Consider the following 26,938-nt stretch of genomic DNA (forward strand, 5'->3'; position numbering starts at 1 on the left):
ACCACCGTGTCGGGTGGATCCGACACGGCCCGCTGTGGACTGCGCCACGTCGCGCGTCCTCCGATCCCCGCCGTACCACACACACCTCAAACCGGGTGCGCTTACCGGACATTGACGTACGAAACGACGAACGACCGAAGCGGTACAACGATCGGCCAGCCTACCGCGAGCCGGGCACTCACAAGGTCACGGGGCACAATCGGCACCCGCCGCCGCCCGGCCGCAAGGCCTCAACGAGCCGCTTCGCGCCGCCCCTCCAGATCCCCGCACAGCAGGAACACGACCGTGCGCTCCTTCTCCGCCCAGGCACGGGTGTCGAGTTCCACGCTCTGCAGGAGGGCGCACTCCACCGTGTAGCCGTGCTCGGTGAGGTCGCGGCCGATCAACTCGGCCTCGTCGCGCGTGGAGGCATGCGTCACGATCCGCTCGGGCCTGCGGTCCGCGACGGCCGAGATCACGGCCGGGCCGCCGCCACCGACACGTACGACATCGGGCTCGGGCAGATCTTCGAGAATGTGCGGCGCGGTGCCCTGCAGGATCTGCAGCGGTACGCCGAAGCGGCGTGCGGTCTCGATGGTGCGGGTGCAGGCGCGGCGGTCCCGGTCGACGGCGATGACGGCGGCGCCGAACCTGGCGGCCTCCACGGCGAGTGCGCCGCTGCCGCAGCCGATGTCCCAGACCAGGTCGCCCACGCGCGGGCCCAGACGGGCGAGTTGGGCGGCGCGCAGCCGGTCGTTCTCGCCCTCGCCGAGGATGCCCTCGCCGTACGCCGCGGTGGGCAGCGCCCAGCCGCGCGGCCTGGCGCCCGGGTCGCGGCCCGCGATCCAGCCGGTGTCCTGGGCGACCGGGCCGCCGATGACGATCACGACGTTCGGGTCGCGCCAGCTGTGGTCGGCGGCCTTGTCGGAGGTGAGCACCGTGACGCGCTCGCGCTCGGTGCCGAGCTCCTCGCAGATCACGAAGGTGCGGTGCACACCCTGCAGGAGCAGGGCCAGTTCGGCGGGGCCCGCGCCCGGCGAGGTGAGCACCGCGACCTTGGTGTGGGCACGGCACACGTTCACGGCGCGGCGCAGATTGCGCGGGTGGGCGACCACGATCTGCGCGTCGTCCCAGGGCATGCCGGCGCGGGCGAAGGCCTGGGCGACGGAGGAGACGGCGGGCACGACCTCGACCTCGAGGCCGTGTTCGGGGGCGCGCAGCGTGCGTACGACACCGAAGAAGCCGGGGTCGCCGTCGGCCAGGACGACGGCGGTGCCGCGATGGGCGGCGATCCGGCGGGCGGCGAGCGTGACACTGCCGAGTCTGATCCGCTCGGCGCCGGGGGGCACCTCGGGCAGCGCGAGGTGGTGGGCGGCGCCCGCCACGAGTGTCGCGGCACCAAGTGCGGAGCGTGCCGCGTCCGTGAGGGGCGAGCCGTCCCAGCCGATCACCGTGACCCGGTCGGCCATCGTCGTCAGTCTCCTGGGGGTTCTCGCAGGTCGTCAGTGGGGGAAGCCGCCGGTCGCGGAGGGTGGGCGGGCATCGTGAGCGTACCTGGTTGAACCGCGAAGGGTCGGGTCGGTGCCCACCGACCGGGGCGCGGGGAGAAAGGGCCCGGCCGGGGCCTCGGTCCCACGGAGAGCGGGGCTTCAGTTCCACTCGGAGAAGGCCGTGTAGCCGGAGGCCTCCGCGAGCTGGTCCGTGACGCCCTCGAGGTCCTCGGGGAGCAGGCTCCACACGATGAGATCCGTGCGGACATCGGTCCAGCCGCCGTCGTCGGTTCTCGTACGCGCTATACAGGCGCCGCGCAGGATGCCCTCGCTGATGCAGCCGATCTTCTGGGCGACCTGCTGGGAGGCCACGTTGTCGGCGGCGGTGCGCAGTTCGAGGCGCTCGAAGCGCTGGTCGCGGAAGAGCCACTGGGTGACGGCGAGCGCGGCCTCGGAGGCATAGCCCTCGCCCCGTGCCCAGGGCGCCACCACGTAGGCGAGTTCGCTGGCGCGCACCCGCCAGTCGGTGTCCTTGAGGTGCACGATGCCGACCAGGCGCTGGGTGAGGAACTCGGTGACGGCGAAGACGATGCCGCGGCCCTCGGTGCGCTCGGCGGGCGCGAGCCGGGTGACCCACTCGCGGGAGTCGGCCTCGGTGTAGGGCTGGGGTGCGGTGGTCCAGGCGGTGACCTGCTCGTCGTTCATCATCTCCACGAGGGCCGGGATGTCCGCGTCCTCGAACGGGCGCAGTACCAGGCGCTCCGTGCTGATGGAGATGTCCGGGAACATCGTCCTTGCCGTAGTCATCGCGCCACTCCGTCACTACTGGTTGCTGCCGTCACTGCTGGCTGCCGAAGTGCCCAGCATGCAGCATGCAGCCACCGAACTGCACCACGGGGCCCGCACCTTGGCGGATGCGGGCCCCGTGGTACGTGAGCGTGCGTCAGGTGCCGGTGACCGGCAGGACGGAGCCCTTGTACTTGTCCTCGATGAACTTCCCGACCTCGGGTGAAGTCAGCAGCTCGGCCAGCTTCTTCACCCGCGGATCGGCCTCGTCGCCCTTCTTGACGGCGAGGACGTTGACGTACGGGTTGTTCTTGACGGTCTCGAGGAGGATCGCGTCCTTCTTCGGGCTGAGGCCCGCGTCCAGCGCGTAGTTGTTGTTGATGACCGCGGCCGCCACGTCGTCGAGGGAGCGCGGGAGCTGGGCCGGGTCGAGCTCCTTGAAGACCAGCTTCTTCGGGTTGGCCGCGATGTCGGCGGGCGAGGCGTTCGGGCCCGCGTCCTTCTTGAGCTCGATCACGCCCTTGGAGGCGAGGAGTTGAAGGGCCCGGCCTTCGTTGGTGGTGTCGTTGGGGACGGCCACCGTGGCGCCTGCCGGGAGCTTCGTGACGTCCTTCCTCTGCTTCGCGTACACACCCATGGGCGGCAGATAGACGCCGGTCACCGGCACCAGGTCGGCCTTCTTGGACTTGTTGAAGTCCTCGAGGAACGGCTCGTGCTGGTAGAGGTTGGCGTCGAGGGCGCCTTCCTGAAGTGAGGTGTTCGGCAGGACGTAGTCCGTGAACTCCCTGACCTCCAGGTCGAGCCCCTTCTTCTTCGCCAGGTTCTTCTGGATGTACGTGAGAACCTCGCCGGCCGGGACCGCGGTGGCGCCGACGACCAGCTTGTCGCCGCCGCCCGAGCCCGATCCGGCCCCGCAGCCGGTCAGACCGATGGCCAGACCGGCTGCGGCAGCGACGGCGGGTATCGCTGACTTGCGCATGCTGCGCCCCTCCCCTGTCCTGCGTCCGGCGCGATCAGAACGCGGGCAGGATCGCGCCGTCGAACTCGTCGTCGATGTACTTCTTGACCTCGGACGAGTTGAGGAGCTTGGCGAGCTTCTTGACCCGGGGGTCGTTCTCGTCGCCCTTCTTCACCACGAGCAGGTTGGCGTAGGGGTTGCCCTTGGCCTTCTCCTGGACGAGGGCGTCCTCGGCGGGGCTGAGCTTGGCCTCGGCGGCGAAGTTGCCGTTGATCACCGCGGCGTCGACATCACCCAGGGAGCGCGGCGCCTGGGCGGCCTCGACCTCCTTGAACTGGATGTTCTTGGGGTTGTCCGTGACGTCCTTGGGGGTCGCCTCGGTGCCCGCGCCGTCCTTCAGCTTGATGACGCCGTTGTCGGCGAGAAGCTGCAGGGCGCGCGCCTCGTTGGTGGTGTCGTTGGGCACGGCCACGGTCGCGCCCTTCTTCAGCTCGTCGAGCTTCTTGATCTTCTGCGAGTAGACGCCGAGCGGCTCGAGGTGCACATCGACGACGGGCACGAGGTCGGTGCCGTTCTTCTTGTTGAAGTCGTCGAGGTACGGCTTGTGCTGGAAGTAGTTGGCCTGAACCTCGCCCTGCTCGGTGGCGGTGTTCGGCAGGACGTAGTCCGTGAACTCCTTGACCTGGAGGTCCAGGCCCTCCTTCTTCGCCAGGTTGTCCTTCACGTAGTTCAGGATCTTGGCGTGCGGGGTGGGGCTCGCGGCGACGATCAGCGGACCGTCGGCGTCGGCCTTGTCGGAGCCGGAGCCGCCGCAGGCGGTGAGCCCGAGGGCGAGGGCGCCGGTGGCGAGGACTGCAGTGGTGATCTTGGTGGTGTTACGCACGAAAAGTGCCTTTCTCCATGGGTGGTGCGACCCCGCGTCGGTGCGGTTGCGGGGCGGTTCCGGGGCTGGGCCGTGGCCTCAGTCGGCCGTGGTCGTCGGCCTCAGTTGGTCGTGGTCGTCGTCGAGGCGGCCGGGACGCTGCTCTTGAGGAACCTCAGGCTCGGGGCGGCGGAGCCGCGGCCACGCCGTGACAGGGCGCGCGCCGCGAAGTCGCCGGCGAGCTGGATGAGGGAGATGACCACGGCCAGGACGGCCACGGTGATCCACATCATGCCGGTCTCGAAGCGCTGGTAGCCGTAGCGCACGGCGATGTCGCCGAGGCCGCCGGCGCCGACGGTGCCCGCCATCGCGGAGTAGCCGATCAGGACCACGATCGTGGTGGTGGCGCTGGCGACCAGGGACGGCAGCGACTCGGGGATGAGCACCTTGCGGACCACGGTCCAGGTGTTGCCGCCCATCGCCTGCACGGCCTCGACGAGCCCGTGGTCGACCTCGCGTACGGCGGTCTCGACCAGGCGCGCGAAGAACGGGATGGCGCCGACGGCGAGCGGCACGATCGCGGCCTCGACGCCGATGGTGGTGCCGGTGAGGGCACGGGTGAAGCCCATCAGGGCGACCATCAGGATGATGAAGGGCATCGAGCGGGCGATGTTCACGATCTGCCCGATGACCTTGTTCACCACGGTGTTCTGCAGCAGTCCGCCCTTGTCCGTGAGGACCAGGAGCACACCGAGCGGAAGGCCGCCCACGACGGCTATGAGGGTGGACCATCCCACCATGTAGAGGGTGTCCCAACAGGCCTGCTCCAGCAGGGGCTGCATCTCCGACCAGGTCATTTGGCGACACCTTCCTTGACGAGCTGCGGCGCGGCGGCGAGGTCTTCGCATCCGGCCACTTCGACCTGCAGGCCCTGCTCGCGCAGGAAGCCGATCGGCACGACGTTCTCCTCGAAGCGGCCGGGCAGTTCGATCCGCATCCGGCCGACCTGGCGGCCCGCGACGGTGTCCATCGCGGCGCCCAGGATCGAGATGTCGATGTTGTACGTGCGCGACAGCTGCGAGATGACCGGCTGGGTGGCGGCCTCGCCGTGGAAGGTGACGTCCACGACGGTGCGGTCGTCGCCCGAGGCGTCACCGCTGACGGGGAAGAGTGCGGCGGCCAGCTCGGAACCGGGGGTGGCGAGCAGCTCGCTGACGGTGCCGGACTCGATGATCTGGCCCTTCTCCATCAGGGCGGCCGAGTCGCAGACCGTCTTGACGACGTCCATCTCGTGCGTGATGAGCAGGACGGTCAGACCGAGCTGTTCGTTGAGGTCGCGCAGGAGCTGCAGGATCGAGCGGGTGGTCTCCGGGTCGAGGGCGCTGGTGGCCTCGTCGGAGAGCAGCACCTTGGGGTCGCCGGCGAGGGCGCGGGCGATGCCGACGCGCTGCTTCTGGCCGCCGGAGAGCTGGCTCGGGAAGTTCTTCGCCTTGTCGGAGAGGCCGACCAGGTCGAGCAGTTCGAGCGCCTTGCGGGAGCGCTCGCGCCCGGAGACGCCGAGGATCTCGAGCGGCAGCTCGACGTTGTCCTGCACGGTGCGCGAGGACAGCAGGTTGAAGTGCTGGAAGACCATGCCGATCCGGCTGCGGGCCTGGCGCAGCTCCCGGCCGGCGCGCGGGCCGCGGCCCGCGAGGGCCGTGAGGTCGAGGCCGTCGACCGTCACGGTGCCGGATGTGGGGCGCTCCAGGAGGTTGACGCAGCGGATCAGCGAGGACTTGCCGGCGCCGGACTGGCCGATGACGCCGTACACCTCGCCCTCGCGGACATGCAGGTCGACGCCGTCGAGTGCGGTTACTTCACGACCGCGTGAGCGGTAGACCTTGGTCAGGCCGGAAGTGGTGATCACTGGGGGTTTCCGTCACTGTCGAGTGCGCGGCGGGGTGTGCTCGCCGGGCACGGGGCATTCATCTTCGGAAGCCGGGCACGGTTCCCGTGGTCCCGGGCCGTTTCGGTCACCGGGAGGCCGCGAAGAACTGGGTGTGCGCGGGGCGGGCTCGTATCCGGCGGCGGTACGCGTGCGGACACGGCTCAGCAGTCTCGCTTCGGGGGCGCGAGGCGTGGTGCGGGGGCCCTCAGAAGGCGCACATTCGACACATACAACGAGCACCGGGCGTCATGTTCGCCTCGGTCGCAGGGGTGCGGCAGCTCGTCGTGGTCATGGACCCAAGTAAAGCAGACAGGCTGACGAGCCGATCACGGATGTCCGTATAGCGGACAGCGCAGGGCCGAGGAGCGGACACCCTCGGGACGGGCTCAGTCCTCGGTAGTGATCTCCACGCCACCCTCGATGGCCTGCGCGGATACGGCGGAGAGATCGCGTACGACGAGGTCCGCGACCAGCTCGGCGGGGTCGTGGGTTGTGGCCAACGCCACGGTCTTCATGCCGGCCGCGCGGCCGGACTCGAGGCCGGCGGGCGCGTCCTCGAAGACCACGCAGCGCGCCGGGTCGACGCCCAGCTTCTCGGCGGCCAGCAGGAACGGCTCGGGGTGCGGCTTGCCGCGCGTGATGTCATCGGCCGCGATCATCACGGGGAAGTCGATGCCGACCTCGTGAAGGCGGGCCTCGGCCAGCGGGCGGGTGGCGGAGGTGACGACGGCCCAGCGGTCCATGGGCAGCGAGGTGAGCAGCTCCTTGGTGCCGGCCAGGACGACGACGCCGCCGGGTACGTCCTCGACCTCCAGCTGCTCGATGCGCTTGAGCGCCCCGGGGATCTGCTCCGCGGGCAGCAGCTCGGCGATGATCTCGACGGCGGGGCGGCCGTGCAGCTCGACCCGCTCGAAGTCCTCCGCGGCGATGCCGTACTCCTCGGCCCAGCGGCGCCAGCAGCGGAAGACCGACTCCATGGAGGAGATCAGCGTTCCGTCGTTGTCGAACAGGAGGGCCTCGGCCTGGATCTTCATGCTGTCGAGCGTAAGGGGGCCGGTGGACCGCACGCATGGGGACCCCGGGCCGGACGCGGGAGGACTTTCGTCCCGTAATAGGGTCTCGGCATGCTTGCAGCTCTGACGATCGCGACCGCGGTGGCCGCGCTCGTGCTCGCCGCGTGGTGCGGCTTCGCCGCCTACCGCGACCAGCCGACCAAGGACTGGCACTTCATCGGCATGGCCGTGGTGACCGTCCTCACCCTCGTCCAACTGGTCGTGGGCATCGTGCAGTTGGCGCGCGGCGAGGAACCGGAGCAGGGCACGACGCTCTTCGTGGCGTATCTGGTGGGCTCGGCCGCCTGTGTACCGGCCGCCGGCTTCCTCTCCCTGGCCGAGCGCACCCGCTGGGGTTCGGTGACGGTGGCGGCGGCCGGGGTGGTGCTCGCGGTTCTGCAGGTACGGCTCTACGACATCTGGGGAGGCTGAGATGGCCGAGCCGCGGGACGAGGCCCGGGACACCGGGAAGCAGGGCACGGCGCAGCCGGACACCGGGAAGCAGGGCACGGCGCAGCCGGGCACTGGGACGTCGGACACCCGGACGTCGGACACCGGGAAGCGCAGCCGTCTGATGAGCGGGCCCGGCCTGCTCCTGGTGTGGCTGTACGGCGTGATGGTGGTCGGCGCCCTGTCGCGCTCCGCGTATCAGATCTCCACGGAGTTCGGCCGGGCGCCGCTCGCGTACTCGCTGTCACTGGTCGCGGCCCTGGTGTACGCGTTCATCACGTACACCCTGGTCCGCGGCGGTGAGACGGCCCGCAAGGCGGCGATCGCGTGCTGCGCCGCCGAGCTGGTGGGCGTCCTGGTCGTCGGGGCGTGGACGCTCGTCGAGCCCTCGGCCTTCCCCGACGCCACGGTCTGGTCGGACTTCGGGATGGGCTATCTGTTCATCCCGGTGCTGCTGCCGGTGACCGCGCTGTTCTGGCTGCGCCGGTCACGCTCTCAGGCGCTGGCCACGTAGGCGGACGGCGCGGCGTCCTTGGCGAGGGTCACCAGGGTGAGCTTCGGGTTCACCGCGTCGGAAGAGACCGGCACATAGCCGTGCCTGCGGTACAGCTGCAGATTGCTCTCACTGCGGTGGCCGGTGCTGAGCTGGTAGTGCTTGACCGCGCCCGCGGCCGCGAGGCGCTCCTCCACCGCGGTCAGGAGCCGTCCGCCGAGACCGTGGTGCTGCATCCGCGGATGGACGATGAGCTTGTTGATCCGCGCTGTGCCGTCGGCGTCCATACAGCCGCGCACCGAGGCCACCACCTCGTCGCCGAGATGGGCCACCAGCACGCAGCCGTCGGCGAGTTCGGCCTTGAGGGAGTCGAGCGTCTGGGTCAGAGGCTCGATGGAGTAATCGCCGTAGAGCTCCGCCTCGCTCTGATAGCAGAGGTACTGGAGTTTCAGGATCTGTTCGGCGTCCCGCTCGTTCGCCGCAGAGATGGTCACGCTCATGCCCATGTGCGCATGCCTCCCGCTCACCTGTCCGCCGGTTGCCTTTCCCGCACCTTTCCCCGCCTCGCGGGAAAAGACACAGCAGGTGCCGCAACCTCCGCCGCGAGCATTCTGCGCAGGCATCCCAGGCAACGGGAACGCTCCGGCCCCAAACTTCCCTGTGAGATACCCAACTCCCCTGCGATTTCCCGGTAGGTGAGGTCCTTGGGTGAAAGAAGGGCGGTCATGAGGCGGGGGCAGCGTCCGGGCAGTCTGCGAACTGCGGCGCGCACCGCGCGACGCCGCTCGGCCTGCAGCGCGAGACCTTCGGGGCAGCCGTCGGAACTGGCCGCGGGCTCGTCCGCGTAGGGGCGTTCACGGCGCCGCGTACGACGGGCCCGGCGCGCCTCGGAACGGACCGCGCCGCGCAGCCAGCGGGCCGGGGCGGTCGGCGGCCCCGAAGTGTCGAGACGCTCCAACAGGCGCAGCCACACGGCCTGTTCGAGGTCGCCCGGGTCGGTGCCCGAGGCGAGGGCCTCGGCGGCGGCCTCGGCACTGAGCAGCGGATGCAGGGCACCCACCAGGTCGTTCGCCGACGGGTCCGACGGGTCGGCCGAAGCCGGGGGACGTGAGGAGGGCGAGGGAGGTGAGGGAGATGAGGGAGGCGTCATGTCGGCGGAGACGCGGCCGCCCCGGCGCGCAGTTGCCGGGGCGGCCCACGCTCACCCGCAATGGGGGCGCTGACCTGGGCGGTTGACGTACCCCCCCCCAACGGCTCCCCCCAACGGCTCCCCGAGGGTCAGCCGTTGAAGTCCGCCGCCGCGAGCAGGGCCGTGTCCGGGTTGTCGGAGAAGATCCCGTCGATACCCGTCGCGAAGTAGGCCTTGAAGGCACCGAAGGCGTCGCCGTACGCGCTGGGGTCGGTGCCCTTCCTGAAGTCGAGCGGCAGGAAGGAGTTCTCGTTGCGCATCGTGTACGGGTGCAGGACCAGGTTCTCCGCGTGCGCGTCCCGCACCAGCGTCGTCGGCTGTGTGAGCCTGCCGTCCTTGTCGCGCGGGATGACCAGGTCGAGCGTGGGGCCGATGCCCTGGGCGTACGACGCGATCCAGGCGAGGCCCTCGGGCTTGACGAGATCGGCGACGGTACGCGGATCGCCCGCCTCGACGAAGTCCCAGGGGCGGGAGGCCGCGCTGGAGAGAAGCACCACGCGCGGAGCCTGGATGAGCTTGCTCAGCCGCTCCATGCTGCTGGGTTCGAAGGACTGCACGAAGTTCGGGGAGTGCTTCTTGTGCCGTCCGTACTTCCGGAGCAGCCTGGCGAGCGGCTCCTCGAGGCCGAGGCCGAGCTTGCGGAAGTAGGTGGGGTGCTTGGTCTCGATATGCAGCCAGACCTGCTTGCCGCGCCGGCGGCCCTCCTTCTCGGCCCAGCGCAGCACCTCTTCGAGGGTGGGCACCTCCCAGCGGCCGTCGTAGAGCGTGTTCTCCTGCCGGGTGCCGGGGATGCGCTCCTTGGCGCGCAGCGTCTTGAGCTCGGCGAGAGTGAAGTCCTCGGTGAACCAGCCGGTGTACGAGACACCGTCCACGGACTTGGTGGTCTTGCGGGTGGCGAACTCGGGGTGGTTCGCGACGTCGGTGGTCCCGGTGATGTCGTTCTCGTGACGGCATACGAGATGGCCGTCCTTGGTGGGCACCAGGTCCTGCTCGATGACGTGCGCGCCCATGTCCAGGGCGAGCTGGTACGAGCCGAGGGTGTGCTCGGGCCGGTAGCCGCTGGCGCCGCGGTGGGCGACGACGGTGGGCACGGGCAGGTCCGTGCGGCCGCCGGTGCGGTCGGCGGCTCTGGCCGTGCCGGCGAGGCCGAGGGTGGCACCGCCCGCGCCGAGGACCGCGGCCCCCAGCAGGGCACGCCGCCCCGGGCCCGTGCCCGGCAGCTGCCCCTTGGTTCCGTCCCGCCCGTCCTGACTGCTGTTGCTGTCCTGACTGCTGTCCTGGCTGCCTGCGGTCATGAAGGCTCCTCCCCTGGCTGTGCTTGCTGTGCTTGCTGTGCTTGCTGTGCTTGCTGTCCAGCACCTGTCAATTAGCTGACCGATGCTAGGGGTCTACGTATGACGCCGGGGAGCCCCTGGCACCAATGACGGACCAACGCACCGCAAACGCACGTCAACACTGCGTATCCACTCCGTGAACCCGATGTGCAATTCGCATGGGCCCGCGAGTATCGTCCTCACCTGCTGATACTGCACAGTTCACCCTTGACACCGGAGGAACCGTTGTCCCGCTTCGCGTTCATCAAGGCAGTGCTCGGACCGGTCATGCGCCTGATGTTCTGCCCACGGGTGGAGGGCGCGGAGAACATTCCCGGTACGGGTCCCGTGATCCTCGCGGGCAATCACCTCACGTTCATCGACTCGATGATCCTTCCGCTGGTCTGCGACCGCCAGGTGTTCTTCATCGGCAAGGACGAGTACGTCACCGGGAAGAGCCTCAAGGGCCGGCTCATGGCCTGGTTCTTCACCGGCGTCGGCATGATCCCGGTGGACCGTGACGGCGGCCGCGGCGGTGTCGCGGCGCTGATGACCGGCCGCCGGGTCCTGGAGGCGGGCCGGATCTTCGGGATCTACCCCGAGGGCACCCGCTCCCCCGACGGCCGTCTGTACCGGGGGCGCACCGGTATCGCCCGGCTCACCCTGATGACCGGGGCGCCGGTCGTCCCGTTCGCCATGATCGGCACCGACAAGCTGCAGCCGGGCGGCGCGGGCCTGCCCCGCCCCGGGCGCGTCACCGTCCGCTTCGGCGAGGCGATGGAGTTCTCCCGCTACGACGGCATGGGCCGTGACCGGTATGTGCTGCGCGCGATCACGGACTCGGTGATGGCCGAGGTCATGGCCCTGTCGGGCCAGGAGTACGTGGACATCTACGCCACGAAGGCGAAGGCTGCGTAGGTTTTTTGTGGGGGTGGGGTGCCCTGGGGGTTTGCTCGGGGGCCAGCGCGCCCTGCGGCGTGGCTCGGTGAGATCGCCCTCCGTGCTCGTCCTCAAACGCCGGACAGGCTGAATGTGGGCTGAGCTCAGCGCTCCAGGCCCTCCCTCAAGGCCCCCTCAAGCCCCGCCCGGCATGAACCGCCGCCGGACGGGCTGAATATGGGCTGAGCTCAGTGCTCCAGGCCCTCCTCCAGGCGCTGGCCCTTCAGCATGAACCATGCCGCCACGGCCGTCGCGAAGAGGACTGCTGCCGCGACGGCCGCCGCTGTTTCGAAGCCGCTGGTGAAGGAGTCCTGGGCCGACTTCAGGAGTGCCGCGCCCTGGGTGCCCGGCAGGTCCTTGACGGCTTCCACCGCGCCGCCGAGGGAGTCCCGGGCCGCCGATACCGTCTGGGCGGGGACGCCTTCGGGGACCGTGAAGCCGCGGTAGATGCCGGTGACGACCGAGCCGAGCAGCGCGATGCCGAGGGCCGAGCCCAGTTCGTAGGCGGTCTCCGAGACCGCGGAGGCCGCGCCCGCCTGCTCCTTGGGGACGCTGGAGAGAATCACGTCCGCGGTCACCGTGAAGGCCAGGCCCGCGCCCGCGCCGCCGACGAACAGCGCCAGGCACAGGGGCAGCGCCGGAGTGCTCGCGTCCAGGGCCGTGCACGCGGCGAGGGCGACCGCGACCGCCGCGAGGCCGCCGGACACCGCGATCCGCACCGAGGCCTTGCGGGCGATGACGCCGGCCACGAGTCCGGTGCCCACGGCGCCCACGGCGGCGGGCAGTTCGATGAGTCCGGCGCCCAGCGGCGTACGCATCTGCACCAGTTGCAGGAACTGGGAGAGGAAGAAGACCAGGCCTGCCAGGCCGAGGATGGTCAGCAGGTCGGCGAGGACCGCGCCCGAGAAGCCCCGGTGGTGGAAGAGCCGCATGTCGAGCAGCGGCGACTCCAGGGTCAACTGGCGTCTGGCGAACCAGAAGAGGGCCGCGACACCGACGACCGCGGCCGCGGCGATGTCCCAGCGGAAGCCGTGCACCGCGGCCTCCTTGACCGCGTAGACCACCGCGACCATGCCCACCAGGGACAGGGCGACGCTGAGCAGGTCCCACGGTCCCGGGTTGGGGTCGCGGGACTCCGGCAGCAGTTTGATGCCGACGAGCACCAGGACCGCCATCACCGGCAGGTTGATCAGGAAGACCGTGCCCCACCAGAAGTGGTTCAGGAGGATGCCGCCGACCAGGGGGCCGACCGCAGCGCCCGCCGAGGCCGCGGCGCCCCAGATGCCGACGGCGACACTGCGCTCCTTGGGGTCGTGGAAGATGTTCCGGATCAGGGCCAGCGTGGAGGGCATCAGGGTCGCGCCCGCGACACCGAGCAGGGCCCGGGCCAGGATCATCATCTCGGGACTCGTCGCGTACGCGTTGAGCACCGAGACCGCGCCGAACGCGACCGCGCCCGACAGGAGCAGCTTCTTGCGGCCGATCCGGTCGCCGAGGCTGCCCATGGAGACGAGCAGGCCCGCGATCACGAACGAGTAGACGTCGCCGATCCACAGGAGTTGGGTGCCGGACGGCTTGAGGTCCTCGCTGAGGAAGGGCGTCGCGAGGCCGAGTACGGTCGCGTCGACCGCCACGAGCAGCACCGCGAGCACGAGGACGCCCAAGGCCAGCCAGCGTCCCGGACTGCGTTCCCCGTGCTCCATCGCCGCCTGCCGTGCAGTGCTCGTCATTTCTCCACGCTCCGCCGGGCGCCGCCGAGCAGCAACTCGACGATCATGTACTGGAAGTCCTTGGCGGCCACCCGGCCGTCCTGCACGGACCAGGCACCGGCCCCGATCAGGCCGTACAGGGCCTCGGTGAGCCAGGCAGGGGTCAGGTCGATACGGAATTCACCGGACTCCTGGCCGCGCTTGAAGAGGTCCGAGATCCGCTCGTCGATCCGGGTCCAGCCCTCGTGCACCCGGTCGGCCTCGAAGAGCTGGTTCTCGGTGACCAGGAAGGCCAGGAACCCGGAGACGGGCTCGGCCTCGGCGATCAGCCGCCGGATGGCGTCGGCCGCCGGCCCCTCGTCAAGGCGGGCGGCGTCGAGTGCCGCCTCCAGCTGCTCGATGCCCAGCTCTTCGAGGGCCTTGACGAGGGCGTCGCGCCCGGCGAACTGCCGGTGCAGGGTGGCCCTGCTGATACCGGCCGCCTTGGCCACCTCGTCCATGGTGGCGGTGGCCCTGCGGGTGAGCAGGGCGGCTGCGGAGCGCAGTACGTGTTCTCTGTCGACGGCCATGAGACAAGCCTAGCCCCCGTGAGACGAGAATGTCTCACGGGGGCCAGGCCTTGAGCCGTACGGGCGCCGCCTTGAGCCGTAGCGGTTACTTCTTGGCGTCGGCCCAGGCCCGCTGGACCGTCAAGTCCGCCTTGACCTCGGCCAGTTGGGCGGCGACGGCCGAGGGAGCCGTACCGCCGCGGCCGCTGCGGGAGGCGAGGGCGCCCGGCACGTTGAGAACGGTGCGCACCTCGGGCGTCAGATGCTCGGAGATCTTGGCGAACTGCTCGTCGGTGAGCTGGTCGAGCTCGATGCCGTGCTGCTCGCACTCCTTCACGCACTCGCCGGCGACCTCGTGCGCGACCCGGAACGGCACGCCCTGCTTGACGAGCCACTCGGCGATGTCGGTGGCGAGCGAGAACCCGGCCGGGGCCAGCTCCTCCATGCGCTCACGGTTGACCGTGAGGGTGGCCATCATGCCGGTGAACGCCGGGAGCAGGATCTCCAGTTGATCGCAGGAGTCGAAGACCGGCTCCTTGTCCTCCTGCAGATCACGGTTGTACGCGAGCGGCAGCGCCTTGAGCGTCGCCATCAGACCGGTCAGATTGCCGATGAGGCGGCCCGACTTGCCGCGCGCCAGCTCGGCGATGTCCGGGTTCTTCTTCTGCGGCATGATCGACGAGCCGGTGGAGAAGGCGTCGTGGAGCGTGACGAAGGAGAACTCCTTCGTGTTCCAGATGATGATCTCCTCGGCGATCCGGGAGAGGTTCACCCCGATCATCGCGGTGATGAAGGCGAACTCGGCGACGAAGTCACGCGAGGCGGTGCCGTCGATGGAGTTGCCCGCGCTGCCGTGCTCGAAGCCGAGGTCCCGCGCCACCGCCTCCGGGTCTAGGCCGAGCGAGGAGCCCGCGAGTGCGCCGGATCCGTAGGGCGACACGGCGGTGCGCTCGTCCCACTGCCGAAGCCGCTCGGCGTCCCGCGAAAGGGCCTGGACGTGGGCGAGGACGTGGTGGGCGAAGAGCACGGGCTGGGCGTGCTGCAGATGCGTACGGCCCGGCATCGCGACGTCCGGGTGCGCCTCGGCGAGCCCGACCAGGGCCTCCTGCAGATCGGCGACGAGCCCGCCGATGATCCGCGCGTGGTCCCGCAGATACATCCGGAAGAGCGTCGCCACCTGGTCGTTCCTGGACCGTCCGGCGCGCAGCTTGCCGCCCAGGTCCGGGCCGAGCCGCTCCAGGAGGCCCCGCTCCAGGGCGGTGTGCACATCCTCGTCGGCGATGGTGCCGATGAACTCACCCGCGGCGACGTCCTGTTCGAGCTGGTCGAGTCCGGCCAGCATGCGCTGCAGCTCGTCGGCCGTGAGCAGGCCCGCCTTGTGCAGCACGCGCGCGTGGGCGCGGGAGCCGGCGATGTCGTAGGGGGCGAGGCGCCAGTCGAAGTGGACGGACGCCGACAGCTTGGCCAGGGCCTCGGCGGGGCCGTCGGCGAAACGGCCGCCCCAGAGGCGGACGTCGCCTGCGCCGGTGTTGCTGCTCACGGTTGCTCCTTGTCGTGCGTGCGGGAAGGGGGCTTAATTTGCCAGATCCCGCTTCGCGGCGATCTTCTGCGACAGGCCGAAGATGTCGATGAAACCCTGCGCCTTGGACTGGTCGAAGGTGTCGCCCGAGTCGTAGGTGGCGAGGTTGAAGTCGTAGAGAGAGGTGTCCGACTTGCGGCCGGTGACGACGGCGCGGCCGCCGTGCAGGGTCATCCGGATGTCGCCGGTGACATGCTGGTTGGCCTCGTTGATGAAGCCGTCCAGGGCCCGCTTGAGCGGCGAGAACCACAGACCGTCGTAGACGAGCTCGCCCCAGCGCTGCTCCACCTGCCGCTTGTACCGGGCGAGTTCACGCTCGACCGTGACGTTCTCCAGCTCCTGGTGGGCGGTGATCAGGGCGATGGCGCCGGGAGCCTCGTACACCTCACGGGACTTGATGCCCACGAGCCGGTCCTCGACCATGTCGATCCGGCCGATGCCCTGCGCGCCGGCCCGCTCGTTCAGCTGCTGAACGGCCTGCAGGACGGTGACGGGCGTGCCGTCGATCGCGACCGGGACGCCCTCCTTGAAGGAGATGACGACCTCGTCGGGCTCGCGCTGCGCGGCCGGGTTCTGGGTGTACTCGTAGATGTCCTCGACCGGCGCGTTCCAGATGTCCTCGAGGAAGCCGGTCTCGACGGCCCGTCCGAAGACGTTCTGGTCGATGGAGTACGGGGACTTCTTGCTGGTCGCGATCGGGAGGTTCTTCTCCTCGCAGAACGCGATGGCCTTGTCCCGGGTCATGGCGTAGTCACGGACCGGCGCGATGCACTTCAAGCCGGGGGCGAGGGCGACGATGCCCGCCTCGAACCGCACCTGGTCGTTGCCCTTGCCCGTGCAGCCGTGGGCGACCGTGGTGGCGCCGTGCTTCTGGGCCGCGGCCACCAGGTGCTTGACGATGGCCGGCCGGGAAAGGGCGGAGACCAGCGGATAGCGGTCCATGTACAGGGCGTTGGACTTGATCGCCGGGAGGCAGTACTCCTCGGCGAACTCGTCCTTGGCGTCGGCCACTTCGGCCTCCACCGCACCGCAGGCGAGCGCACGCTTGCGGATGACGTCCAGGTCCTCGCCGCCCTGGCCGACATCCACGGCGACGGCGATGACCTCGGCACCCGTCTCCTCGGCGATCCAGCCGATGGCGACGGAGGTGTCAAGACCGCCGGAGTAGGCGAGTACGACGCGCTCGGTCACGGGTTTCTCCTTACGGTCCTCACGGTGCATGCGCTGTTATGCATGAGTATGCATTGCTCCGTATGAATCGTCAATGCAGGCCCCTCGACAGGGTCGTCGGCACAAGGAATCAGGTGTGGGGATTCATTAGACAAGCGAAAGGTCGCCGACCATAATCGTTAGGCATGGGAAAGACTCACGAATGCATAGACGGCCGCCTGCGTACCTTCATCGAGCAACAGCCCGTGTTCTTCACCGCCACCGCACCGCTGTCGGGTGACGGTACGGTCAACCTCTCCCCCAAGGGCCTGACGGGTTCCTTCGCCGTCCTCGACGAGCACCGCGTGGCCTATCTGGACTTCGCCGGAAGCAATGCGGAGACCATCGCCCACCTGCGGGAGAACGGCCGGATCACCCTGATGTGGTGTGCCTTCCAGGGGCCGCCCAACATCGTCCGGGTGCACGGCAGGGGCGAGCCCGTCTTCCGCGACGACCCGCGCTTCGACGAACTCCTCGGCCACTTCCCCGACATCGACCCGAATCTGCACGGACTGCGCGCGATCATCGTCGTGACGGCCGAACTCGTCCGTGACACCTGCGGGTACGGAGTGCCCTTCATGTCGTACGACGAGGACCGCGATCTGCACAGCAGGCGCTTCGCGCGCGAGGACGACGACTCGCTGAGCGCGTACTTCGCCAAGAAGGAGTACATCGCCGAGAGCATCGACGGCCTTCCCGGGCTGCCGCTTCCGCTGCCGCCCCGTACCTTCTGAGCAACCGTCCCTCTCCGCTCGGGGGTTGCCATGGCCGTCCTGCGTGCCGGTGTCGCGCTCTGCTCCGTCCTGCTGATCGCCGGCGCCGGCCAGGGCGCGCCCCCGCTGCCCGCCCGGATGGCCGACACCGGCGGCGGCAGCCAGCTGATCACGGCGGTCGCGCCCCGGTCCGGGGCCACGTCCGGGACCGTGACGTGGTGGGAGCGGCGCGAGGGGCGCTGGCACGAGGCCGGTTCCGCTCCGGCGCGGTTCGGCGCCAAGGGGCTCGTGGAGGGGACACGGCGCGAGCAGGGCACGGACACCACTCCGGCCGGCCTCTACGACCTGCCGTACGCCTTCGGCACCAAGGCGGCGCCGGCCGGCACCTCCACGCCGTACCGCCCGGTGCGGCGCGACTCCTGGTGGTGCCAGGACAACCGGTCGCGCTCCTACAACCGCTGGACCGAGCCCCTGGCCGCCGACTGCCGGGCCCGTGAGTCCGAGCACCTCGTGGACCACGCCCGGCAGTACGCACACGCCCTCGTCGTCGGCTTCAACTACGAGCGGCCGGTGCGCGGCCGCGGCGCCGGGATCTTCCTGCATGTCAACGGGCGGGGCGCGACGGCCGGTTGTGTGTCGGTGCCGGCCGCCGCGATGCGCCGGATCCTGGCCTGGGCGGAGCCGGGGCGCGCCCCGCACATCGCCATCGGGACCCGTTCGGGGCGCACCGCGATCACCCGTTACTGACAGGTCGCTGTAGCGACCACATACCGAGACGGGCTTGCGGGCCGCACCGGGCGCGGCGTTGCATCCTGGCGTGGAAGCCGAACAGACGAACCCCAGCACCTCGGCGTCGGGCGACCGTACGGCGCGCCGTGCCGTCACCGTCTTCCCCGTACTCGTGCTCGCCGCCGGCGCTCTCGGCCTGCTGTCGCCCGGGACCTTCGCGGACTGGAAGACCTCCGTGCCGTATCTGCTCGGCATCGTCATGTTCTGCATGGGTCTCACGATGACCCCGCTCGACTTCAAGGGCGTGGCGAAGCGGCCCTGGGTGGTGCTGCTCGGTCTGGCGGCGCAGTACATCGTGATGCCGGGGCTCGGCTGGCTGATCGCCCACGCGCTGTCGCTCTCGCCCCAACTGGCCGCGGGACTCATCCTCGTGGGCTGTGCGCCGGGCGGCACCGCGTCCAACGTGGTGACCTATCTGGCGCGCGGCGACGTCGCCCTCTCGGTCTCCGTCACCAGTGTGTCGACCCTGCTCGCACCGCTGCTGACCCCGGCCCTGGCGCTGTTTCTCGCCGGTGAGTTCCTGCCCATCGACGCGGGCACGATGACCGTCGACATCCTCAAGACCGTGCTGCTCCCGGTGCTCGCGGGGCTCGGGGTACGCCTCCTCGCGGGCCGTTTCGTGGACCGGGTGCTCGGCGTCCTGCCCTGGCTCTCCGCGCTCACGATCGCGGTGATCGTCGCCGTGGTGGTGGCGGGCAGCGCGGCCGCCATCAAGTCGGCGGCCGCCGTGGTGTTCCTCGCCGTGGTGCTCCACAACGGCCTCGGCCTGGCCCTCGGTTACACGGTCGGCAAGGCCGCCCGGCTCGGGCAGCCCGCGAGCCGGGCCCTCGCCTTCGAGGTGGGTCTGCAGAACTCCGGCCTCGCCGCGTCCCTCGCCACGGCCCACTTCAGCCCGCTCGCGGCGCTGCCCGCGGCCGTGTTCTCCGTGTGGCACAACGTGTCGGGGGCGCTGGTGGCGGCATGGATGTCACACCGCTCCGACCGGACCGCCGCCCCCGCGGGCGCCGCCGGTGCCGCCGGTGCCGCGGGCGCCGCCGGTCCCGGCGCCGGGCAGGGCGCCCCCGAGCGGGAGGGCTAACGCGCCGCCTGCGCCAGCTGGAGCAGATGGTCCGCCAGGGCCTGGCCGCCCGCGGGCTCGCGGCTGATCAGGAGCAGCGTGTCGTCGCCCGCGATCGTGCCGAGGATGTCGTGCAGTTCGGCCTGGTCGATGGCGGAAGCCAGGAACTGCGCGGCGCCCGGCGGGGTGCGCAGGACGACGAGATTGGCCGAGGCCTCGGCGGAGATGAGCAGTTCGCCGGAGAGACGGCGCATGCGCTGCTCCTTGGCGGACTCCCCGAGCGGGGCGCGCGGGGTGCGGAAGCCGCCCTCGCTCGGCACCGCGTAGATCAGATCCCCGTCGTTGTTGCGGATCTTGACCGCGTTCAGCTCGTCCAGGTCACGCGAGAGCGTCGCCTGCGTGACGGACAGGCCGTCGTCCGCGAGCAGCTTCGCCAACTGGCTCTGGGAGCGCACCGGTTGCCGGTTGAGGATGTCCACGATCCGGCGGTGCCGGGCGGTGCGGGTCTGCGGCACGGCAGGCCCGCCATGCTCTGCGCCGTGCTCGTTGTCCTGCAGACTCATCGTCGCCTCATTCTCCGGATCGTCCTTCCCCGTGGGCCTGAAGGGCCTGGTCCAGGATGCCGGGCAGGGCCTGGAGGAACGCATCCACTTCCGCGTCGGAGATGGTCAGCGCGGGCATGAGGCGGACCACGTCGGGGGCGGGCGCGTTCACCAGGAGGCCGGCGTCCTGAGCCGCCTGCTGCACCTGCGGTGCCAGCGGCTCGGTGAGCACGATACCCAGGAGCAGCCCCGCACCACGGACATGGCCGACCAGGGAGTGGCCGGATCCCTCGATTCCGTCGATGAGCCGCTCGCTCTGGCGCTTGACGTTGTCCAGGAGCCCGTCGGCCGCGATGGTCTCCATGACCGCGACACCCGCGGCGCAGGCCACCGGGTTGCCGCCGAAGGTGGTGCCGTGCTGACCCGGCTGCAGCAGGTCGGCGGCCGCGCCGAAGGCCACGGTCGCGCCGATCGGAAGGCCGCCACCCAGGCCCTTGGCGAGCGTCACGACATCCGGCTCGACACCGTCGTGCGCCTGGTGCTCGAACCAGTGCCCGGTCCGCCCGATGCCGGTCTGCACCTCGTCGAGGACGAGCAGCGTGCCGGTGGCGGAGGTGATCTCCCGCGCGGCCCTGAGGTAGCCGGCCGGCGGTACGACCACACCGTTCTCACCCTGGATCGGCTCGATCAGGACGAGTGCGGTGTCGGTGGTGACGGCGGCGCGCAGGGCCTCCACATCGCCGTACGGAACATGGGTGACGTCGCCGGGCAGAGGCGCGAACGGCTCCTGCTTCTTGGGCTGGCCGGTGAGCGCGAGGGCGCCCATGGTGCGGCCGTGGAAGCCGCCCTGGGTCGCCACCATGTGCCGGCGTCCCGTCAGCCGCCCGATCTTGAAGGCCGCCTCGACCGCCTCCGCGCCGGAGTTGCAGAAGAGCACCCGGCCCTCACGGCCGAACCGCTGGAGCAGCTGCTCGGCGAGGGTGACCGTCGGCTCGGCGATGAAGAAGTTGGAGATCTGGCCGAGGGTGGCGACCTGGTCGCTGACGGCGCGGACCACCGCCGGGTGCGCGTGGCCGAGGGCGTTGACCGCGATACCGCCGACGAAGTCGAGGTACTCGGTGCCGTCCGCGTCCCAGACCTTGAGGCCCTCGCCGCGCACCAGCGGCATCCGCGGGGCGCCGTAGTTGTTCATCAGCGCGCCCTGCCACCGCTGTGCGTACTCCTGGTTGGCGGTCACTGCGCTCCCCCTTCGAGGTCGTCGGGCACGACCATCGTGCCGATTCCTTCATCCGTGAAAATCTCCAGCAGGATCGAGTGCTGGACCCTGCCGTCGATGACGCGGGCGGTGTGCACGCCGTTGCGCACGGCGTGCAGGCAGCCCTCCATCTTCGGCACCATGCCGCTGGCCAGGTCGGGCAGGAGCTTCTCGAGCTGGGTGGCCGTCAGGCGGCTGATCACCTCGTCACTGCTCGGCCAGTCCTCGTAGAGGCCCTCGACATCCGTGAGGACCATCAGGGTCTCGGCGTCGAGCGCCGCAGCGAGCGCCGCGGCCGCCGTATCGGCATTGACGTTGTAGACATGTCCGTCGTCCTGGGAGCGGGCGATGGAGGAGACGACCGGAATCCGGCCGTCGGCGAGCAGCGCCTCGATCGCGCCGGTGTCGATCTCGGTGATCTCGCCGACCCGGCCGATGTCGACCAACTCGCCCTCGATACGGGGCTGGTGCTTGGTGGCGGTGATGGTGTGTGCGTCCTCGCCGGTGAGGCCGACGGCCAGCGGCCCGTGCTCGTTGAGCAGGCCGACCAGCTCGCGCTGCACCTGACCCGCGAGCACCATGCGTACGACGTCCATGGCGTCCTCGGTGGTGACGCGCAGCCCCGCCTTGAACTCGCTGACGATGCCGTGCCGGTCGAGGGCCTTGCTGATCTGCGGGCCGCCGCCGTGCACGACGACGGGCTTGAGTCCCGCGTGGTGCAGGAAGACGACGTCCTGCGCGAAGGCGGCCTTCAGCTCCTCGTCGACCATGGCGTTGCCGCCGAACTTGATGACGACGGTCTTGCCCTGGTGCCGGGTCAGCCAGGGCAGCGCCTCGACGAGGATCTGCGCCTTGGGCAGTGCGGTGTGCTTACGAGTGCTCATCAGGCTTCGAAGTCCCTGGAGATCAGGAGGAGTACGCGCTGTTCTCGTGCACGTAGTCGGCGGTCAGGTCGTTGGCCCAGATCACCACGGGTTCGGTGGTGCCCGCGGCCAGATCGGCGGTGATCCGCACCTCGCGGTACCGCATGTCGACCAGGTCGCGGTCCTCGCTGACCGAGCCGTTCTTGCAGACCCAGACGCCGTTGATGGCGACGTTGAGCTGATTCGGGTCGAACGCCGCCGCGGTGGTGCCGATGGCGGAGAGCACCCGGCCCCAGTTGGGGTCCTCGCCGTGGATGGCGCACTTGAGGAGGTTGTTGCGGGCGATGGAGCGGCCCACCTCGACGGCGTCGTCCTCGCTCGCCGCGTTGATCACCTCGATCCGGATGTCCTTGCTCGCCCCCTCCGCGTCACCGATCAGCTGCCGTGCGAGGTCGTCGCAGACCGCGCGCACCGCTTCGGCGAACTCGTCGTGGGCGGGCGCGACTTGGGACGCTCCAGAGGCGAGCAGGAGCACGGTGTCGTTCGTCGACATACAGCCGTCGGAGTCGACCCGGTCGAAGGTGGTGCGGGTGGCGGCGCGCAGCGCGCCGTCCAGGGCGGCCGAGTCGAGGTCGGCGTCCGTGGTGAGCACGACCAGCATGGTGGCGAGGCCGGGGGCGAGCATGCCCGCGCCCTTGGCCATGCCGCCGACCGCCCAGCCGTCCTTCTGGACGACCGCGGTCTTGTGCACGGAGTCGGTGGTCTTGATGGCGATGGCGGCCTTCTCGCCGCCGTGCTCGGACAGCGCGGCCGCGGCCTGGTCCACGCCGGGCAGCAGCTTGTCCATGGGCAGGGTCACGCCGATGAGCCCGGTCGAGGCGACGGCGATCTCCCCCGCGTTCAGGCCCAGGGTGGCGGCCACCTTCTCGGCGGTGGCGTGGGTGTCCTGGAAGCCCTGGGGGCCCGTACAGGCGTTGGCGCCACCGGAGTTGAGGACCACGGCGGAGACCAGGCCGCCCTTGAGCACCTGCTCGGACCACAGGACGGGGGCGGCCTTGACGCGGTTGGAGGTGAAGACGCCCGCGGCGGCCAGTCGGGGCCCGTTGTTCACCACGAGGGCGAGGTCGGGGTTCCCGTTCTCCTTGATCCCGGCGGCGATACCGGCCGCCGTGAATCCCTTTGCTGCCGTCACGCTCACGGTGCGACTCCGATCGTGGAAAGGCCGGTGGCCTCGTCGAGGCCGAGGGCGATGTTCATGCTCTGCACCGCGCCGCCGGCGGTGCCCTTGGTGAGGTTGTCGATGGCGCTGATCACGATGACGCGGGCCGCGTTCTCGTCGTACGCGAGCTGCAGCTGCACGGCGTTGGAGCCGTACACGGAGGCGGTGGCGGGCCACTGCCCCTGGGGGAGCAGCCGCACGAACGGCTCGTCCGCGTACGCCTTCTCGTACGCCGCGCGCACCGACTCGGCCGTGACTCCCGGCGCGGCCTTGGCGCTGCAGGTGGCGAGGATGCCGCGGGCCATCGGGGCGAGGGTCGGCGTGAAGGACACGGAGACCGGCTCACCGGCGGCCGCGCTGAGGTTCTGGATCATCTCGGGGGTGTGCCGGTGGCCGCCGCCGACGCCGTACGGCGACATCGAGCCCATGACCTCCGAGCCGAGCAGATGCGGCTTGAGCGCCTTGCCCGCGCCGGAGGTACCGGTCGCCGCGACGATCACCGCGTCGGCCTGACTCCGGTCGACGAGCCCTGCGGCGTACGCGGGGGCCAGGGCGAGCGAGACGGCGGTCGGGTAGCAGCCGGGCACCGCGATCCGCTTGCTGCCGGCGAGCGCGGTACGGGCGCCCGGGAGCTCCGGCAGGCCGTAGGGCCAGGTGCCGGCGTGCGGGGTGCCGTAGAACTTCTCCCAGTCCCCCGCGTCCTTGAGCCGGAAGTCGGCGCCCATGTCGACGACCAGGACGTCGGGGCCGAGCTGCTCGGCGACGGCGGCGGACTGTCCGTGCGGCAGGGCGAGGAAGACGACCTCGTGCCCGGCGAGCACCTCGGCGGTGGTCGGCTCGAGAATCCGGTCGGCGAGCGGCAGCAGATGAGGCTGCAGGGCACCGAGGCGCTGCCCCGCGTTGGAGTTCCCGGTCAGCGCACCGATCTCCACCCCCGGGTGCCCGAGCAGCAGACGCAGCAGCTCCCCACCCGCGTATCCACTCGCCCCTGCGACTGCCGCACGTACCGCCATCGGATCCTCCTAGTTGATGGCATGACTATACGTAGCTTCGAAGTTTTATGCAAAAGGATACGGGGCCTCGGGGAGGACCGAAAACCCGTTGGCGGCGCACAACGGCCGCTGCTACCTTCCCGGAGGCCGTGCGAGAGAACGAGGAGGTGGTACCCGTGAACGTATCGACGTGGGTGCTCTCCTCCGGGGTCACGGTCGGGCGACAGGTCGTCCGGGAGCGCCGTTTGCAGCGCACTCCCGAAGGGCACGACCATGCAATTCACCTCTGAACAGCGTCTCGACGACGGCGTCGTCGCACGCGAATTCACCCTCGGCGAGATCCCCGGCACCCTGTGGACGCCCGGATCCGCCGCACCGGTCCCGCTGATCCTGATGGCTCACAACAACGGCCTGCCCAAGAGCCAGCCCCGTCTCGTGGCCCGGGCCCGGCAGACCGCGGCGTCCGGCTACGCGGTGGCCACCATCGATGCCGCCGGGTGCGGTGACCGGCCCCGTTCCGCCGCAGAGGAGCAGGCCCGCGCCGACCTCCGCCGGGCGTTCCAGACCGGCGAACCGGTCGACGAGATCTTCGAGTCCCTCGTCGGCCCGCTGGTCGAAAAGGCGGTCCCGGAGTGGCGGACCACCCTGGACGCCCTCCTTGCCCTGCCCGGGATCGGCGGCCCGGTCGGATACTCGGGCTGGACCGCCCTAGGCATCCGCCTCGCGGTGACCGATCCGCGTATCGCGGCCGCCGGTTTCTTCGCCGGGGGTTTCGTGCCGCGCGCCCAGCGCGACGAGGCCCGGAAGGTCACCGTTCCGCTGCTGTTCCTGCTGCAGTGGGACGACGAAGGCAACCCCCGGCAGCGGGCCCTGGACCTGTTCGACGCCTTCGGCAGCAAGGAGAAGACGCTGCACGCCAACCTGGGCGGACACACCGGCACCCCGTGGTTCGAGGCGGAGGACGCGGGCCGGTTCTACGACCGGCACCTGAAGTGAGGCCGGGCCGGCGGGCCCACGGCTGCCGGCGGGCAGCAGGCGATAGGCGGTAGGCAGCAGGTGATGCACAGCCGCCCCGATCGCGGCGGTACCGGCCATCGGCGGTACCGGCCGGTCGGGGCGGCGCGAACCGGATCTCGGCCCTGAGGCAGCGGTTGTCGTTCTTGGTGTCGTCCACGGTTCCGGACACCCGGCGCAGGTTGCCCTTCTTGCACGCCTTGTACCGCACGACCCGCAAGGCCCTCGCCGACCGGTGATCGTGCACTGGCTCCGCTTGACCTTGACACGGTGACAAGGCCTTCACTGCTCGCCGAGGAGGTGGTCTCGATGACGGTCACGGGACAGGACACGGATACAGATGGGGTACGAGCGCTTCAGGGGCTGGAGGACGGCCGTGCGTCGGTGCGGCTGCGGGCCGCCCTCGCGGTCGGCACGACACCTGACCCGCGCTTCGTCGACAAGCTCATCGAGCGCTGCGCGACCGAGCCCGAGTTCTTCGTCCGCGACATGCTGACCTGGGCGCTCACCCGCCACCCGGTGTCCATGACGCTCCCCCGGCTGTTCCGTGAACTCGGCTCCGGGCGTACGCAGGCACGGAGCCAGGCGCTGCACACGTTGTCCAAGATCGGGGACCGGCAGGCATGGCCGGTGATCACGCGCGCGCTGCTGACCGACACCGACGACGAGGTGGCGCGGAGCGCCTGGCGGGCCGCGGTCGTGCTCGTACCGGAAGGCGAGGAGCCCGCCCTGGCCGCCGTCCTTGCCACGCAGCTCGGGCGCGGTGAGCGGGAGACACAGCTCAGTCTCAGCCGGGCACTGGTCGCCCTGGGTGCGGTGACGGTGCCGGCTCTGCAGGCCGCGACGACGGCCCCTGACCCGCAGGTGCGCGCCCACGCGCTCGCCACAGAACGGCTGTTGCGCGACCCTGACACCGGGTTCGAGTTCGCGATCGAGGAGGCGAAGCGCGTCGTGGCCCTCGGCGGGTCGGGACAGGAGGGACGATAGGGCGTGCTGATCGGTGAGGTGGCGAGACGGTCCGGGGTCAGTGCCCGCATGCTCCGGCATTACGAGTCGCTCGGCCTGGTGCGCCCTTCGGGCCGTACCGGCTCCGGGTACCGGGAGTACTCCGACGACGACATCCGGCGGATCTTCCATATCGAGAGCCTGCGATCCCTGGGCCTTTCGCTGCGTGAGATCGGGCGCGCGCTGGACGATCCCGGATTCACGCCCTCGGCGCTCGTCGGCGATCTCATCCGGCAGACGCGCGAACGCATCGCGGCGGAGACCGAGTTGCTCACGCGGCTGCGCCGGATCGATGCCGCGGACCCCGTCGGCTGGCAGGACGTCCTCCAGGTCGTCGCGCTCCTCCAGGCACTGGGTTCGAAAAGCGCCGACGCGCGCCAGCGCGCAGCCCTCTCCGAGGCCGACGGGGTTCCGGTGCCGGTGGAGGCCCTGGTCGAGGCGGCGCTGAGCGAGTCGGAGCCGAATGTCGCCGGGGCACTGCGGTGGGCCCTCGCGCGATCGGGCGACGGCGGCGCGGCCCTGCTGGCGGACGGCCTCGGCTCACCCGTGGCCGCAGTACGGGAACGTGCCGTTCAGTCCCTCGCCGAGCTGCCCGGCGCCGAGGCCACCGCGCAGCTGCGGCACGCTCTCGCGCACCCCGACGACGTGGTCCGCGGGTATGCGGCTCTGGCGCTCGGGACACGGGGTGAGGCCGATGCGGTCCCGACGCTCGTCGACATGATCGTGAGGGGCAGGAACGACACGGACGCGGCCGATGCCCTGAGCGTCCTTGCGAGCGACCCCGCGGCGGCGGACCGGATCGCGACCCGGCTCGTCGGCCGCGTCGCCCACGACACCACGGAAGCTCCCGCACGCGGACGGCTGACCCAGGCCCTTGCGGGCATCCCGGGGACGACGGCGTCACGTGCGCTCGTGGACCTTTCACATGACGACGACCGTGCCGTCGCGCTGACCGCGACGTATCTCCTGCGGCTGCGGGACGCACGGTGACGCACGCTCCTGGATA

28 protein-coding genes are annotated in these 26,938 nt (G+C 70.4%); 9 read left to right on the forward strand and 19 right to left on the reverse strand.

All coding sequences use genetic code 11. The features are described from left to right. Positions 1-230: 230 nt before the first annotated feature. From cbiE to ACFQVC_RS26455, 7 genes are all read right to left on the reverse strand, one after another. The gene (gene cbiE / locus ACFQVC_RS26425) at positions 231-1,448 is read right to left on the reverse strand and encodes a precorrin-6y C5,15-methyltransferase (decarboxylating) subunit CbiE (protein ID WP_381835085.1); all 1,218 of its coding nucleotides are present in this window, start codon (positions 1,446-1,448) and stop codon (positions 231-233) included. Between the two features lie 180 nt (positions 1,449-1,628). Next, a complete protein-coding gene (locus ACFQVC_RS26430) occupies positions 1,629-2,276 on the reverse strand; it encodes a GNAT family N-acetyltransferase (RefSeq protein WP_381835087.1) in 648 nt (215 codons plus the stop codon). A 136-nt stretch (positions 2,277-2,412) separates the two neighbouring features. Further along, positions 2,413-3,234, reverse strand: coding sequence for a MetQ/NlpA family ABC transporter substrate-binding protein (locus tag ACFQVC_RS26435; protein WP_381835089.1), 822 nt, complete (start codon positions 3,232-3,234; stop codon positions 2,413-2,415). Positions 3,235-3,268: 34 nt separating this feature from the next. Beyond that, the gene (locus tag ACFQVC_RS26440; RefSeq protein ID WP_381835091.1) at positions 3,269-4,096 is read right to left on the reverse strand and encodes a MetQ/NlpA family ABC transporter substrate-binding protein; all 828 of its coding nucleotides are present in this window, start codon (positions 4,094-4,096) and stop codon (positions 3,269-3,271) included. Positions 4,097-4,197: 101 nt separating this feature from the next. Further along, a complete protein-coding gene (locus ACFQVC_RS26445; protein WP_381835093.1) occupies positions 4,198-4,932 on the reverse strand; it encodes a methionine ABC transporter permease in 735 nt (244 codons plus the stop codon). Further along, positions 4,929-5,981 (reverse strand): methionine ABC transporter ATP-binding protein, encoded by a 1,053-nt coding sequence (locus ACFQVC_RS26450; RefSeq protein WP_381835095.1) that lies wholly within the window; start codon positions 5,979-5,981, stop codon positions 4,929-4,931. The genes ACFQVC_RS26445 and ACFQVC_RS26450 overlap by 4 nt, the downstream gene beginning before the upstream one ends. A 407-nt stretch (positions 5,982-6,388) precedes the next feature. Beyond that, complete coding sequence (locus tag ACFQVC_RS26455; protein ID WP_381835097.1) at positions 6,389-7,036, reverse strand: HAD family hydrolase; 648 nt, start codon at positions 7,034-7,036, stop codon at positions 6,389-6,391. A 90-nt stretch (positions 7,037-7,126) separates the two neighbouring features. Here ACFQVC_RS26455 and ACFQVC_RS26460 point away from each other — a divergent pair, with 90 nt between their 5' ends. Continuing rightward, positions 7,127-7,486, forward strand: coding sequence for a hypothetical protein (locus ACFQVC_RS26460; protein ID WP_381835099.1), 360 nt, complete (start codon positions 7,127-7,129; stop codon positions 7,484-7,486). A 142-nt stretch (positions 7,487-7,628) separates the two neighbouring features. After that, positions 7,629-8,018: a hypothetical protein gene (locus ACFQVC_RS26465; protein ID WP_381835210.1), complete on the forward strand. Its 390-nt coding sequence runs from the start codon at positions 7,629-7,631 to the stop codon at positions 8,016-8,018. Here ACFQVC_RS26465 and ACFQVC_RS26470 read toward each other — a convergent pair. From ACFQVC_RS26470 to ACFQVC_RS26480, 3 genes are all read right to left on the reverse strand, one after another. After that, positions 8,000-8,503 carry a GNAT family N-acetyltransferase gene (locus ACFQVC_RS26470; protein ID WP_381835101.1) on the reverse strand — a complete coding sequence of 168 codons (504 nt, stop codon included), beginning with the start codon at positions 8,501-8,503 and terminating at the stop codon, positions 8,000-8,002. The genes ACFQVC_RS26465 and ACFQVC_RS26470 overlap by 19 nt on opposite strands. 17 nt (positions 8,504-8,520) lie before the next feature. Further along, on the reverse strand, positions 8,521-9,147 hold the full coding sequence (locus tag ACFQVC_RS26475) for a sigma-70 family RNA polymerase sigma factor (protein WP_381835103.1): 627 nt from the start codon (positions 9,145-9,147) through the stop codon (positions 8,521-8,523). Between the two features lie 128 nt (positions 9,148-9,275). Further along, on the reverse strand, positions 9,276-10,481 hold the full coding sequence (locus ACFQVC_RS26480) for a glycerophosphodiester phosphodiesterase (RefSeq protein ID WP_381835104.1): 1,206 nt from the start codon (positions 10,479-10,481) through the stop codon (positions 9,276-9,278). Between the two features lie 246 nt (positions 10,482-10,727). On the opposite strand from ACFQVC_RS26480, the gene ACFQVC_RS26485 reads away from it, so the two are divergent. Next, positions 10,728-11,417: a lysophospholipid acyltransferase family protein gene (locus tag ACFQVC_RS26485; RefSeq protein WP_381835106.1), complete on the forward strand. Its 690-nt coding sequence runs from the start codon at positions 10,728-10,730 to the stop codon at positions 11,415-11,417. Positions 11,418-11,626: 209 nt separating this feature from the next. On the opposite strand, the gene ACFQVC_RS26490 is transcribed toward ACFQVC_RS26485, so the two are convergent. The 4 genes from ACFQVC_RS26490 to ACFQVC_RS26505 all read right to left on the reverse strand — a co-directional run bounded on the left by ACFQVC_RS26490 (position 11,627) and on the right by ACFQVC_RS26505 (position 16,465). Continuing rightward, the gene (locus ACFQVC_RS26490) at positions 11,627-13,168 is read right to left on the reverse strand and encodes an MFS transporter (protein WP_381835108.1); all 1,542 of its coding nucleotides are present in this window, start codon (positions 13,166-13,168) and stop codon (positions 11,627-11,629) included. Further along, a complete protein-coding gene (locus ACFQVC_RS26495; RefSeq protein WP_381835110.1) occupies positions 13,165-13,716 on the reverse strand; it encodes a TetR/AcrR family transcriptional regulator in 552 nt (183 codons plus the stop codon). Before ACFQVC_RS26495 ends, ACFQVC_RS26490 begins: the two co-directional genes overlap by 4 nt. Before the next feature lie 85 nt (positions 13,717-13,801). Beyond that, positions 13,802-15,235: an argininosuccinate lyase gene (argH, locus tag ACFQVC_RS26500; protein ID WP_381835112.1), complete on the reverse strand. Its 1,434-nt coding sequence runs from the start codon at positions 15,233-15,235 to the stop codon at positions 13,802-13,804. A 33-nt stretch (positions 15,236-15,268) separates the two neighbouring features. Continuing rightward, positions 15,269-16,465, reverse strand: a complete 1,197-nt coding sequence (locus ACFQVC_RS26505) for an argininosuccinate synthase (protein WP_381835114.1) — start codon at positions 16,463-16,465, stop codon at positions 15,269-15,271. A 164-nt stretch (positions 16,466-16,629) separates the two neighbouring features. On the opposite strand from ACFQVC_RS26505, the gene ACFQVC_RS26510 reads away from it, so the two are divergent. From ACFQVC_RS26510 to ACFQVC_RS26520, 3 genes are all read left to right on the forward strand, one after another. Further along, the gene (locus ACFQVC_RS26510) at positions 16,630-17,217 is read left to right on the forward strand and encodes a pyridoxamine 5'-phosphate oxidase family protein (RefSeq protein WP_381835116.1); all 588 of its coding nucleotides are present in this window, start codon (positions 16,630-16,632) and stop codon (positions 17,215-17,217) included. Between the two features lie 30 nt (positions 17,218-17,247). After that, positions 17,248-17,943 carry a L,D-transpeptidase family protein gene (locus ACFQVC_RS26515; protein ID WP_381835118.1) on the forward strand — a complete coding sequence of 232 codons (696 nt, stop codon included), beginning with the start codon at positions 17,248-17,250 and terminating at the stop codon, positions 17,941-17,943. 70 nt (positions 17,944-18,013) lie between these two features. Then, a complete protein-coding gene (locus tag ACFQVC_RS26520; protein WP_381835120.1) occupies positions 18,014-19,063 on the forward strand; it encodes a bile acid:sodium symporter family protein in 1,050 nt (349 codons plus the stop codon). Here the strand turns inward: ACFQVC_RS26520 and ACFQVC_RS26525 are convergent. Genes ACFQVC_RS26525 through argC form a run of 5 tightly spaced genes read right to left on the reverse strand, consistent with a single transcriptional unit; the run spans position 19,060 to position 23,934 of the window. Next, a complete protein-coding gene (locus ACFQVC_RS26525) occupies positions 19,060-19,605 on the reverse strand; it encodes an arginine repressor (RefSeq protein WP_381835122.1) in 546 nt (181 codons plus the stop codon). The genes ACFQVC_RS26520 and ACFQVC_RS26525 overlap by 4 nt on opposite strands. A gap of 7 nt (positions 19,606-19,612) precedes the next feature. Then, on the reverse strand, positions 19,613-20,821 hold the full coding sequence (locus ACFQVC_RS26530; RefSeq protein WP_381835124.1) for an acetylornithine transaminase: 1,209 nt from the start codon (positions 20,819-20,821) through the stop codon (positions 19,613-19,615). Next, positions 20,818-21,726 carry an acetylglutamate kinase gene (argB, locus tag ACFQVC_RS26535; protein WP_381835212.1) on the reverse strand — a complete coding sequence of 303 codons (909 nt, stop codon included), beginning with the start codon at positions 21,724-21,726 and terminating at the stop codon, positions 20,818-20,820. The genes ACFQVC_RS26530 and argB overlap by 4 nt, the downstream gene beginning before the upstream one ends. A 19-nt stretch (positions 21,727-21,745) precedes the next feature. Then, a complete protein-coding gene (argJ, locus tag ACFQVC_RS26540; protein ID WP_381835126.1) occupies positions 21,746-22,900 on the reverse strand; it encodes a bifunctional glutamate N-acetyltransferase/amino-acid acetyltransferase ArgJ in 1,155 nt (384 codons plus the stop codon). Further along, a complete protein-coding gene (gene argC, locus ACFQVC_RS26545) occupies positions 22,897-23,934 on the reverse strand; it encodes an N-acetyl-gamma-glutamyl-phosphate reductase (protein ID WP_381835128.1) in 1,038 nt (345 codons plus the stop codon). Before argC ends, argJ begins: the two co-directional genes overlap by 4 nt. 252 nt (positions 23,935-24,186) lie before the next feature. Between argC and ACFQVC_RS26550 the strand changes: the two genes are divergently transcribed. The 3 genes from ACFQVC_RS26550 (at position 24,187) to ACFQVC_RS26560 (ending at position 26,922) form a co-directional block, all read left to right on the forward strand. Next, positions 24,187-24,909 carry a dienelactone hydrolase family protein gene (locus ACFQVC_RS26550; protein WP_381835130.1) on the forward strand — a complete coding sequence of 241 codons (723 nt, stop codon included), beginning with the start codon at positions 24,187-24,189 and terminating at the stop codon, positions 24,907-24,909. 327 nt (positions 24,910-25,236) lie between these two features. Continuing rightward, positions 25,237-25,914 (forward strand): HEAT repeat domain-containing protein, encoded by a 678-nt coding sequence (locus ACFQVC_RS26555; RefSeq protein WP_381835214.1) that lies wholly within the window; start codon positions 25,237-25,239, stop codon positions 25,912-25,914. A gap of 3 nt (positions 25,915-25,917) precedes the next feature. Beyond that, the gene (locus ACFQVC_RS26560) at positions 25,918-26,922 is read left to right on the forward strand and encodes a MerR family transcriptional regulator (protein ID WP_381835132.1); all 1,005 of its coding nucleotides are present in this window, start codon (positions 25,918-25,920) and stop codon (positions 26,920-26,922) included. The last annotated feature ends 16 nt before the right edge of the window (positions 26,923-26,938 follow it).

Source organism: Streptomyces monticola (assembly GCF_042665355.1).
In the GTDB taxonomy this organism is placed as follows: domain Bacteria; phylum Actinomycetota; class Actinomycetes; order Streptomycetales; family Streptomycetaceae; genus Streptomyces; species Streptomyces monticola.